9 protein-coding genes are annotated in these 11,718 nt (G+C 72.2%); 8 read left to right on the top strand and 1 reads right to left on the bottom strand.

Translation table 11 applies throughout. The features are described from left to right. Positions 1-12 precede the first annotated feature (12 nt). Together qcrB and E4U91_RS00475 are read left to right on the top strand one after the other, a co-directional pair. Positions 13-1,788 carry a cytochrome bc1 complex cytochrome b subunit gene (qcrB, locus tag E4U91_RS00480; protein WP_137304671.1) on the top strand — a complete coding sequence of 592 codons (1,776 nt, stop codon included), beginning with the start codon at positions 13-15 and terminating at the stop codon, positions 1,786-1,788. Positions 1,789-1,910: 122 nt separating this feature from the next. Beyond that, positions 1,911-2,267: a DUF3099 domain-containing protein gene (locus tag E4U91_RS00475; RefSeq protein ID WP_137304670.1), complete on the top strand. Its 357-nt coding sequence runs from the start codon at positions 1,911-1,913 to the stop codon at positions 2,265-2,267. Between the two features lie 460 nt (positions 2,268-2,727). Here E4U91_RS00475 and E4U91_RS00470 read toward each other — a convergent pair whose 3' ends face one another. Beyond that, positions 2,728-4,050: a multidrug effflux MFS transporter gene (locus E4U91_RS00470; protein ID WP_137304669.1), complete on the bottom strand. Its 1,323-nt coding sequence runs from the start codon at positions 4,048-4,050 to the stop codon at positions 2,728-2,730. 461 nt (positions 4,051-4,511) lie between these two features. On the opposite strand from E4U91_RS00470, the gene E4U91_RS00465 reads away from it, so the two are divergent. From E4U91_RS00465 to E4U91_RS00440, 6 genes are all read left to right on the top strand, one after another. Further along, a complete protein-coding gene (locus tag E4U91_RS00465) occupies positions 4,512-5,579 on the top strand; it encodes a type III polyketide synthase (RefSeq protein WP_137304668.1) in 1,068 nt (355 codons plus the stop codon). A 70-nt stretch (positions 5,580-5,649) separates the two neighbouring features. Further along, positions 5,650-6,213: a cupin domain-containing protein gene (locus E4U91_RS00460; protein WP_137304667.1), complete on the top strand. Its 564-nt coding sequence runs from the start codon at positions 5,650-5,652 to the stop codon at positions 6,211-6,213. Further along, positions 6,210-7,376 (top strand): DegT/DnrJ/EryC1/StrS family aminotransferase, encoded by a 1,167-nt coding sequence (locus tag E4U91_RS00455; RefSeq protein WP_137304666.1) that lies wholly within the window; start codon positions 6,210-6,212, stop codon positions 7,374-7,376. Before E4U91_RS00460 ends, E4U91_RS00455 begins: the two co-directional genes overlap by 4 nt. Further along, entirely contained in the window at positions 7,373-8,368 is a 996-nt protein-coding gene (locus E4U91_RS00450; RefSeq protein ID WP_137304665.1) for a methyltransferase, read from the top strand. Before E4U91_RS00455 ends, E4U91_RS00450 begins: the two co-directional genes overlap by 4 nt. Positions 8,369-8,684: 316 nt before the next feature. After that, positions 8,685-10,271 carry a class I adenylate-forming enzyme family protein gene (locus E4U91_RS00445; RefSeq protein ID WP_137304664.1) on the top strand — a complete coding sequence of 529 codons (1,587 nt, stop codon included), beginning with the start codon at positions 8,685-8,687 and terminating at the stop codon, positions 10,269-10,271. A gap of 302 nt (positions 10,272-10,573) precedes the next feature. Further along, positions 10,574-11,689 (top strand): AfsR/SARP family transcriptional regulator, encoded by a 1,116-nt coding sequence (locus tag E4U91_RS00440; protein WP_137304663.1) that lies wholly within the window; start codon positions 10,574-10,576, stop codon positions 11,687-11,689. Positions 11,690-11,718 lie beyond the last annotated feature (29 nt).

Raw genomic sequence — 11,718 nt, 5'->3', positions numbered from 1 at the left:
GGGTGCGCGGGTATGACCGCGACCGACGAAAGGGCGCCGCGCAGCGCGCGCACCACAGAACCGAAGGGCGCACGCGTCGCCGACTGGGCGGACTCGCGGCTCGGGATCTACAACTTCCGGTTCCTGATCCGCAAGGTCTTTCCCGACCACTGGTCGTTCATGTTCGGCGAGATAGCGCTCTACAGCTTCATCGTGCTGCTGCTGACCGGTGTCTGGCTCACCATGTTCTTCGACCCGAGCATGCGCGAGACCGTCTACAACGGCTCGCACACCGAGCTGCACGGCATCCCGATGTCCCAGGCCTACGCCTCCACCCTGCGCATCAGCTTCGACGTGCGCGGCGGCCTGCTCATCCGCCAGCTGCACCACTGGTCGGCCCTGGTCATGATCGCCGCGCTGTGCGTCCACACGCTGCGCCACTTCCTGACCGGCTCCTTCCGCAAGCCGCGCGAGGTGAACTGGCTGATCGGCTTCACCCTGCTGGTCCTGGTCACCCTGGAGGGCTTCGTCGGCTACTCGCTGCCCGACGACCTGCTCTCCGGCACCGGCCTGCGCATCGCCGAGGGCGTCACCCTGGCCATCCCGGTGGTCGGCACGTACCTGACGATGTTCCTGTTCGGCGGCGAGTACCCCGGCCACGACGTCATCCCGCGCTTCTACAGCTTCCACATCCTGCTGATGCCGGGCATCATCCTGGCCCTGGTCACCGTCCACCTGATCTACGTCTTCTACCACAAGCACACCCAGTTCCGCGGCCCCGGACGCACCGAGAACAACGTGGTCGGCCAGCCGCTGATGCCGGTGTACACGGCCAAGGCCGGCGGGTTCTTCTTCCTCGTCTTCGGCGTGCTGGCGATGCTGGCCGGCATCGCCCAGATCAACCCGGTGTGGACCTACGGCCCCTACCGCGGCGACCAGATCTCCCAGGGCTCCCAGCCCGACTGGTACATGGGCTTCCTCGAAGGCGCCCTGCGGGCCATGCCCTCCTGGGAGTTCGTCATCCCCGGCGGCTACACCGTCAACATGGGCGTGCTGGTGCCGGCCGTCATCCTGCCCACCGTGCTGATGGCGGTGGTCGCGCTGTGGCCGTTCCTGGAGGCCTGGGCCACCGGCGACCGCGAGGAGCACCACCTGCTGGACCGGCCGCGCGAACACCCCACCCGCACCGCGTTCGTCTCCTCGATCGTCGCCTTCTACCTGGTGCTGTTCTTCGGCGGCGCCAACGACGTCATCGCCGAACGCTTCCACCTCTCGCTCAACCAGATCACCTGGGCGGTACGCATCGGGGTGTTCGTGGTGCCGGCGCTGGCCTACTTCGTCACCCGCCGCATCTGCCTCGGCCTGCAGCACCGCGACATCGAGAAGGTCCTGCACGGCCGCGAGACCGGACGCATCCGCCGCCTGCCGCACGGCGAGTTCATCGAGGTGCACGCCCCGCTCGACCAGGGCACCGCCTACAGCATCCTGGCCCGCGAGGAGCGCCCGATCGCCCCCGCCCCCGTGGCGCAGGCGGACGGCGTGAAGAACCCCCACGCCCGCAAGCAGATGCTGCGCCACCGCGTCAGCCGCTGGCTGTACGGCGACCAGGTCCCCAAGCCCACCCGCGAGGAACTGCTGCGCTCCCTGGAGCACTTCGACCCCGCCTCGGCAGACGGCCACGGCTCCTCCAACGGCCACGGAAGCTCCAACGGGCACGGCTCCTCCAACGGCCACGGCTCGTCCAACGGGCACGTCTCCTCCAACGGGCACGCGGCGGCGCTGGAACAGCAGGAGCAGCAGACGCACTGACCCCGGGGCGCACGGCGAGCACCGGGCAAGCACGCGACGGCGGCGCGGGTGATCAGGGGACGATCACCCGCGCCGCCGCCGTCTCCCGCCGCACGCCACCCCGACCACCCACGGGAGCTTGGATGAACCGCCCGCCCCTGCGCCGCGACGCCCGCCGCGCCGAGTCCATCACCCGGGCCCGCACCGGCCTGACCCAGGACCTGCGCGGCCGCCAGCGCCGCTACATCACCGCCATGCTGATCCGCACCGCGTGCGTGGTGGCGATGGCCCTGACCTGGAGCCGCTGGCCCGTGGTCGCCGTCCTCGCCCTGGCCGGCGGCGTCCTGATCCCCTACGTCGCCGTGGTCGCCGCCCAGGCCGGCTGGCGCCAGCAGCGAGGCACCCGCGCCCAGCTGGTCGCACCCGCCCCCGTCCCGGCCCCCCGCGTGGTCCTCGAACCCACCCTCATCCTGCCCCCCGAACACGACCGGGCAGCCTGACCAGCCCCGCCGCGAAACCCGCCGACGCCCCAGCACACCCACGTCACCCGGCACGCGTGCTCACACAACGGCGTCCCGCCTGGGCCGACTTCACACGCCCCGCGCCCTACGCGGCGCGCCCCCGCCCAACGCGCGCTCACCCGACGGCAGCCCCAGCACGCCCGGCCTCACCGGCACGCAACACCGCCTCCACCGGGCCGACTTCACGCATCGGCGTGCACCCTCACCACCCCCGCCTCCGCGGAGGTGCACCCCCGCCAGGCCTTCACGGCCGGCCAGCAGACGGCACCCCGCCCCCCTCCCGCGCTTTCCGCACCCCGGGCCACCGCGGGACCTGGACGCCTCCCGCCCGACAGCGAGCCGCACGACGGACCGCCCACGACACCGACGACCGTGCCCCCGGCCCCTGTTGCAGGGGGCGGGGGCACGGTCGTGGGAGGCCGGCGCAGGGGGCGGTGGGTCAGCGGTGCAGCTGCTCCTGCGGGGGCTGGTTGCGCCAGGGACGGCACACCGTGACGAAGCAGACGATCGCGGCGAGCGCGCTGCCCAGCTGGACCACGGCCATCGGCACCGCCGACTGCTTGCCGGCGATGCTCACCAGCGAGGAGGCGATCGCCCCCATCACGAAGCACGACATGCCCACCAGCGCGGAGGCGGAGCCCGCGGCGTGCGGGGTGCGCATCAGGGCGAGCGCGTTGGTGTTGGGCAGCACCAGGCCGAGCGAGGAGATCATCACGAACAGGCTGGCCGCCAGCGGCACCGTGCCCACCTCGCCGAACACCCCCGAGGTCACCAGCAGCAGCACCACCCCCGCCGAGGCGAGCACCGCGAGCCCGCACCCCAGGGTCTTGTCCAGGCGCACCCGCCCCACCAGGACCTTGCCGTTGACCTGCCCGACGACCATCAGGCCCAGGGAGTTCAGGCCGAACAGCAGCGAGAACGTCTGCGGGGAGGCCCCGTAGATGTCCTGGATGATGAACGGCGAGGCGGCGATGTAGGAGAACAGCGCGCCGTAGGTGAAGCCGTTGGTCATCAGGTACCCGGTGAACACCCGGTCGGCGACCAGGCCGCGCATGACCCACAGGGCCGCGCGGACCCCGCCGCTCTGGCGCCGCTCGGGCGGCAGCGTCTCCGGCAGGCGCCGCCACACCAGCACGCTCAGCACCACGCCGATGGCCGCGAGGATGAGGAAGATGCCCCGCCAGTCGGTCAGGTGCAGCACCTGCCCGCCGATGACGGGCGCCACGATGGGCGCGATGCTGGAGATCAGCAGCAGGCTGGAGAAGAACCGGGCCATGGCCAGCCCGTCGTACAGGTCGCGCACCACCGCGCGGGCGATGACGATGCCCGCCGACCCCGCCAGGCCCTGCAGCAGCCGGAACCCGACCAGCACCTCGGCGCTCTGCGCGAACGCACACATCAGCGCGGCCAGCACATAGGCGGCCAGCCCGGCCAGCAGCGGCCTGCGCCGCCCCCACCGGTCGCTCATCGGACCCACCACCAACTGGCCGAGCGCCATGCCGGTCAGGCACGCGGTCAAGGTGAGCTGGACGACCGAGGCGTTCGAGTCCAGGGTGCGGGTCACGTCCGGCAGGGCCGGGAGGTACATGTCCATCGACATCGGCGGCACCGCGGCCAGGGCGCCCAACAGCACGGTGACCAGCAGCCCCGTCCGCCGCGCCGGCGCACCCGCGCCCCCCGCGACGGCCGCGCCCCCGGCCGGCGACCGCCGCCCGGGCGATCGCCCGCCACCGGCGGTGGCTTCCTCCGCTTGCTGAGACATGCGCCCTCCGCGTGAACGTCGTTACGTGGTCAGGCCGATGCTCGCAGCCGCCCGCTACAGAACCGGCAGCGCGAGGGTTGCGCCGAAGACCGGCAACCGTTTGACGAAGGCCGCGCGGACACCGCAGTCGAGAGCCGTCAGTGCGCCACTCGAATTTCCCTCGCAATGGCCCCGAACGCCCACCGGCGGCCCTTGGCGTGAGCTGTTCGAACGTGTCACTATTCCTGCACGCCTTCCCTGCCCAAAACTCGAACGAGACAGAGCGGACAGGGAATTGAGCCCGCGGACACCGGTTCGCCGCCGGTGGGACCCGCACCCCGTGCCGCATATTCCGGCCCGGGATTCCTCTCGTATCCGATCCCCGCGCGCCGCGGTGTATTTCCGTGTGCTGCGCTCTCTCCGGAAGCTGTGCGCAGATTCGGCGCACAGAAGGCAGACTCTAGAGAAAGTAGAGCAACCCTATGCCCAGGCTATGCAAGCCCGCGGTGAGCGCGCCGGAACACGTCATCACCCTCGACGAGACCCTCGCGTTCGCCGAGGAGGCCCACGCCGGAAAGCCGCAGCTGCCGCTGGCGCTGCGCCTGATCCGCAACACCGGAGTGCTCAAGCGGCACATCGTGCAGCCCATCGAGAAGACACTCCAGCACCCGGGCCTGACCGAACGCAACCGCATCTACGAGGCCGAGTCCAAGCACCTGACCCCGCCGGTCATCGAACAGGCCCTGAAGAACGCCGACCTGGCCGCCCGCGACATCGACGCCATCATCTACGTCTCCTGCACCGGCTTCAGCATGCCGTCGCTGACCGCCTGGCTGATCAACAACCTCGGCTTCCGCTCCGACACCCGCCAGATACCCATCGCCCAGCTCGGCTGCGCGGCGGGCGGCGCGGCCATCAACCGCGCCCACGACTTCTGCCTGGCCCACCCCGGCAGCAACGTCCTGATCGTCTCCTGCGAGCTGTGCTCGCTGTGCTACCAGCCCACCGCCGACGACATCGGCTCGCTGCTGTCCGACGGGCTGTTCGGCGACGCGGTCGCGGCCGCCGTGGTCCGCGGCAACGGCGGCATCGGCATCGACCTGGAGCGCAACGCCTCCTACCTCATCCCGCACACCGAGGACTGGATCTCCTACGCGGTCAAGGACACCGGCTTCCACTTCCAGCTGGACCGCCGCGTGCCCGGCACCATGGAGCCGCTCGCCCCGGTGCTGCGCGAGTTCGCCAAGGACCACAGCTGGGACGCCGGCAACCTCGACTTCTACATCGTCCACGCCGGCGGCCCGCGCATCCTGGACGACCTCGCCAAGTTCCTCGAGGTCGACCGGCAGGTCTTCCGCCACAGCTGGGCGACGCTGACCGAGTACGGCAACATCGCCAGCGCCGTCGTCCTGGAGGCGGCCCGCCGCCTGTTCGAGGAGGAGACCCCCGCACAGGACGCCACCGGCCTCATCGCCGGCTTCGGCCCCGGCATCACCGCCGAGATGTCCCTGGGCCGCTGGAGCTCCTCCGACGACCGGGAGCTGGACTGACCCACCGCCCCCTGCCCGCACCGCACCCTCGCTCGAGTGAAATTCTGCGCGGACAAAGGAACCTGAGCACATGACTGGCCTCATCCTCCCGCCCGGTCAGGGGCGCAAGCTGATCACCAAGGCGCAGGAAGTGACCTTCAAGGCCACTAAGGACCACGGCTCCGTCATATCGATCTTCGAGGTGGTCGTCCCACCCGGGTTCGATGTGGGGGCCCACGTCCACAGTGATGCGCAGGAGTTCTTCTACGTCCTGGACGGCGAACTGGAAGTACTGGCCTTCGAGCCGGTCCAGCGCACCGAACAGGACTGGCACACCTGGCAGTCCCCCGACGGGGACAGCGCCGTGCGTGCCACCGAGGGTGCCTTCATGTTCGTGCCGCCCGGAACTCCGCACGCCTTCAGGAACGCCTCCGACAGACCGGCGCGGATGCTCTTCCAGTGCTATCCGTCACCCGTCCACGAGCTGTACTTCGAAGAGATCGCGGAGATCTGGGCGGCCGGCGGCGCCGATCCCGACGCCATCGTCGAGATGCGCAAGCGCTACGACGTCACCCAGATCACCCCGCAGCGCTACGAACCGCCCGCCCTTTTTGATCCCCACTCCTCCGATTCCCGCGGAGCGTCCAAGAAATGAGCGACACCGACAAGATCCCTCTCGTTTTCGCGAGCCTCGGGGAACAGGAACTGGCCGCCGTCGCCGAGGTGTTCGCCTCGGGCTGGCCGGCCGGCCAAGGACCGAAGGGCAAGGCCCTGGAAGCCGAGCTCACACAGCGCTACGGGGCAGGCGACGCCGTCGCCGTCAGCAACTGCGGCGCCGCCCTGCACCTGGCGATGCTCGCGTTCGGCGTCAAGCCCGGCGACGAGGTCATCGTCGCCGACTACACCTTCCCCGCCCCCGCCCACGCCGTGCGCTACGTCGGCGCCACGCCCGTCTTCGCCGACGTACGCCGCGACACCGGCACCGTCGACCCGCGCGCGGTGGCCGACCTGGTCACCCCCCGCACCGTCGGCATCATCGCCGTCGACACCGTCGGCCTGCCCGCCGACTACGCCGACCTGCAGGCCATCGCCGACCGGCACGGGCTGTTCCTCGTCGAGGACGCCGCCTGCGCCGTCGGCGCGACCTACCAGGGCCGCGAGGCGGGCTCCCTGGCCGAGGTGGCCTGCCTGTCCTTCCACGGACGCAAGGGCGCCACCAGCGGCGAGGGCGGCGCCCTGATCGCCACCGACCCCGCCATCGGCGCCAAGGCCCGCCAGCTGTCGTCGTTCGGCATCGGCAGCATCTACGACATGGGCCAGGTCATCGGCCTGCCCATCCCCGAATTCACCGAGATCGGCTACAACTTCAAACTGTCCGACATCGCCGCGGCCATCCTGCGCGTCCAGCTCGGCCGCATCGAGGAACTCCTCAAGCGGCGCACCGCCGTCGCCGCCCGCTACGCCGAACTCCTCGCCGACGAGGAACTGCTGACGGTGCCGCACGTGCCGGCCGACCGCACCCACGCCTGGCAGTCCTACCTGGTCACCCTCGACCCGAGCGTCGACCGCGGGGCGGTCGCCACCGAGCTGCGCGCCAAGGGCATCGGCACCCTGCACGGCACCTGGGCCAGCCACCTGCAGCCGGCCTTCGACGCGGCCCAGACCTGCCCGGTCTCGGCCGACCTCTTCCAGCGCAACCTCGGCATCCCCATGCACGCCGAGCTCACCGAGAGCCAGATCGAGCGGGTCGCCGAGGTCCTGCGCGGCGCGCTGCGCACCCACGCCAAGCCCACCCGAGCCCTGAAGGGAGCGGCATGACCACCAACCAGCCTGCACCGGACGGTGTGATGAGGCTGATCAACGGCTACTGGAACACCGGCATCATCGCCGCAGCGGCCACCCACCGCCTCTTCACCCACCTCGAGGAGGGCGCCGGCACCGCGGCCGAGATCGCCTCGCGCGCACAGGTCTCCGAACGCGGCGCCCAGGCCCTGCTGGACGGCCTGGTCAGCATCGACCTCGTCACCCTCGACGGCGGCCGCTACCGCAACACGCCCGCCGCCTCCGCGTTCCTCGTCGAGGGCAAGCCCGCCTCCCTGGCCGGCTTCGCCAAGCTCAAGCTGAGCCACGTCGCCAGCGTCACCGACCTGCCCGAGGTCGTCCGCGTCGGCGGCCCGCTGACCGGCGGCGAGACCGAGGTCGCCGACAACCCGCACTGGGAGGGCATCGTCCCGGCCATCGCCGCGGTCTCCGTGCCCGCCGCCGACCTGGGCGTCACCGCGCTCGGCATCGCGGACGCCGGCGAGATCACCATCCTCGACGTGGGCGGCGGCTCCGGCATCTACTCCTCGACCTGGCTCAAGGCCAACCCGGCCGCCCGCGCGGTCCAGCTCGACTGGGAACCGATCAACCAGATCGCCCGCCGGCTGGTCGCCGAGCAGGGCGTGGGTGACCGCTTCACCACCGTCAACGGCGACTTCCACACCACCGCCTTCGGCACCGGCGAGTACGACATCGCCGTCTACTCCCACATCGCCCACCAGGAGAGCCCCGAGAGCAACATCGAGGTCTTCACCCGGCTGCGCGAGTCCCTCAAGCCCGGCGGCGCCCTGGTCATCGCCGACTACGTCGTCGACGACGACCGCAGCGCCCCCGCCTTCCCGCTGCTGTTCGCCGGGGAGATGCTCCTCAAGAGCAACGAGGGCGGCACCTGGCGGCGCACCGACTACCACGAGTGGCTGACCAAGGCGGGCTTCGAGGACGTCACCTTCCACGCAGCCCCCCCGGCCACGGTGGTCATCGCCCGCTAGTACCGCTCCTGGACGGAGTCCGTACGGGTGCCGTACGGGAACCGGCCCGCCGGGGGAGGGGCGTTCCAGGCGCCCCGCGCACCGCACGGGCCCGCGCCCGGCGGCGCCGCTCGCAACGGTTCGGGCCGTGTCCCGGAGACGCCCGCCGGGCGTCTCCCGGCGGCGACCCGGGACAGTCACCGGGCGCCGGTACCGGCGGCCACCGTACGGCGCCCACCCACCGCCCGGCAGCGCTGACACCGCCGGACGGCACCCGCACCGAGCCGTCGACCGCCCCTGCCCACCGCCCACCGTCCACGCAAAGGAGACAGCCCACATGAAGGGCTCCGTGGCCTACCGATCCATACAGAAGCGCGGTCTTCACATCGGCCTGCTGCCGGAGATGGCCGCCGCCGTCAACCCCACCACCCCGATCACCCTCGACCACGACCTCGGCGTCCTGCCCGAGGCCGGGCGCCGCCTGACGGTCGCCCAGTACGCCGACCACGTCGACGACCTCGCGGCCCGCCTGTGGGCGGCCGGTGTCCGCACCGACGAGCACGTCGTCATCTACAAGACGGCCAACGCCGACCACTGGATGCTCGCCGCCGCGGTCTCCCGCATCGGCGCGGTCGTGGTGAACCTCTCCCCGGCCCTGGACGCCAAGACCGTCGGCGTGCTGCTGGAGCGGGTCGGCCGGCCGACCCTGCTCTCCGACGGCGCCAAGCTCGACGTCCTCGCCGACGTGCCGCTGGCGGACCTGACCCGCAGGGTCATCACCTCCGCCGGCGAACGCGAGGGCGCCGTCGCGCTCACGGACCTGGCCGGCGCACCGCGGGTGAAGCCGGTGGTGCGACCCATCGACGAGGCCGCCGTCATCACCCACACCTCCGGCACCACCGGCATCCCCAAGCTGGTCGTGCACACCCCGCGCACCCAGGGCATCCGCCTGCTGCCGCAGTGGCGGCTGCTGTCGCTGATGCGCAAGAAGGAGACCGTCGCGATCAACGTGCCGTTCGTGCACTCGCGGATGGTCGCGGCGATGTCGCTGGCCCTGCTCAAGGAGTACCCGGTCCTCCTCATGCGCGAGACGGCCCCCGCGGAGGTCGCCGAGCAGTTCGTCAAGCACCGCCCCGCGTTCATCGAGGCCCTGCCCAACTCGCTGATGGAGTGGGAGGAACTCGCCGAGGACCCGCGGGCCCCGTTCGGGTCGGTGAAGGTGTTCAGCAGCACCTTCGACGCCATCCACCCGGGCACGATGAGCCGCCTGCTGAACGCCTCCGACCGGCGCGGCGCGCTGTTCTTCCAGATCTACGGGCAGAGCGAGGTCGGCCCGGCCGTGGGCCGCGCCTACTTCCGCCACTCCGCCCACAAGGCCAACGGCCGCTGCGTGGGCTGGGCGATGCCGGGCGGCGCCGCGAAGGTCCGCGTGGTCAGCCGGGACGGCAACCCGCCCTCGGAGACCAACCCCGGCTCCATCGAGGTCGCCTGGGACGGCATCGCCAAGACCTACTACGGCGAGCAGGACCGCTACGACACCAACCGCGACGGCCAGTGGTGGCGCACCGGCGACGTCGGCTACCGCACCCGGTTCGGCTGCCTGCACATGCTCGACCGGGAGGTCGACATGATCCCCGGGGTCAAGAGCTCCCTGGAGATCGAGGACGTGCTGCTGAGCCGGCTGCCGGAGCTGACCGAGCTGGTCGTGGTGCAGGGCCCCAAGTCCGAGCCGGTGCCGGTGATCTGCACCGTCGACGACAAGCCCCTGGACCTCAACCGCTGGCGGGCGTCCGCGGCCGTGTTCCCGCAGCTCGCCGACCCGGTGCAGATCCCGCAGGCCGAACTGCCCAGGACCGCCACCCTGAAGGTCCAGCGCCTGGCCCTGGCCCGCCGCTTCGAGGAGCAGCTGCAGGCCCAGGCCTGAGCGCACCCGACGACCGGCCCGACCGCGGCCCCGCCCGACCGGGCGGGGCCGCCGCCGCGTTCACGCCCGGGCCGGGCCCGGTCCTGCCGGTGCCGTCACACACCGCGGGGCCGGACGACGCCCGGCCCCTGACCCTGCCTTCCATCATCGCCCCGCGCCCCTCGAAAGCCGCTGGAGCTTTGCTCGGCACCGGCTCGGCACGCCCCGCCCCGCCGCCCGCACCCGCGCACAATGGCCGGGGAATTGCCTGCCCGCAATCCACGACCCCACCGACCCCACCCGTGGAAAGGGAGAGTGCGCGGATGGCGAACGAGAGGGTGACCGCCGGCCTCGCGAGCCCCGGCGCCGCGCATGCCTGGCGCATCGCGGAACTGGAACGCGAGGTACGCGAACTGCGCCGCACCAACACCCTGCTGCGCACCTACGTGGCCCAACGGCTCGACCTCGATGCGCACCACGACACCGGCCGCCCCCGCACACCGGCGACACCCGGACACGCGCAGGACGCCCGGCATCCCGCGGGGGAGCGCCCGCCGAACCGGCCCGCACCCCACCCCGCCCCCGCCCTCGCCCCCGCGCCGGCGGTGGTGCTGCGCGCCCTGGGCCCGATCGAGGCCGTCGTCGGCGGCCGCCCGGTCGACCTCGGCGCGCCCAAGCAGCGCGCCCTGCTGGCCCTGCTGGCCAGCACCGTGGGCCGCCCGGTGGCGTGCGACGTCCTCGTCGAGGAACTGTGGACCGGCAGCCCGCCGCCCGCGGCGCTGTCCTCGCTGCACGCCTACGTCGCCAACCTGCGGCGGGTGCTGGAACCGCACCGCGCCCCGCGCACTCCGCCCACCGTGCTGCGCACCTCGGGCCGCGGCTACCTGCTCGAGCGCCGCAGCGTCGACGTCGACGTCGACCGCTTCACCGGACGCGCCGCCCTCGCCTGGCAGTTGCAGGAGAGCGGCGATCCGCACGGCGCGCTGCGCGCCTTCGACCAGGCGCTGGCCCTGTGGCGCGGCCCGGCCTACGCCGAGGCGGCCGACAGCGCCTACGTGCGCCCGGACTCCGCGCGGCTGCACGAGCTGCGGCTGTCGGTGACCGAGGGACGCTGCGCGGCCCTGCTCGCGGCCGGCGCCCACGAGATCGCGGTGGCCGACCTGGAGGCGTTCGTCCAGGACCACCCCTTGCGCGAGTACGGCTGCGAGCTGCTGGGCCTGGCCCTGTACCGGGCGGGCCGGCAGGCCGAGGCGCTGGCGGTGCTGCGCACCCACCAGCGGCGCCTCGCCCAGGAGCTGGGCATCGACCCGCGCCCGGCGCTGCAGCGGCTGCAGCAGCAGATCCTGCACCACGCGCCGTCACTGGACTGGCACCCCCGGCCCCGGCCGGCCCGGCCCGCCGCCCCCCGCGTGCGCCCGCCCGTCGCGGCACCGCTGTAACCACCCGCCCCCTCCTCCTTCTGCCGTCC

The sequence above is a fragment of the Streptomyces lasalocidi genome, from assembly GCF_005280215.1.
Classification (GTDB): Bacteria; Actinomycetota; Actinomycetes; order Streptomycetales; family Streptomycetaceae; genus Streptomyces; species Streptomyces longwoodensis.
This window is presented reverse-complemented; position numbering and strand designations above follow the sequence as displayed.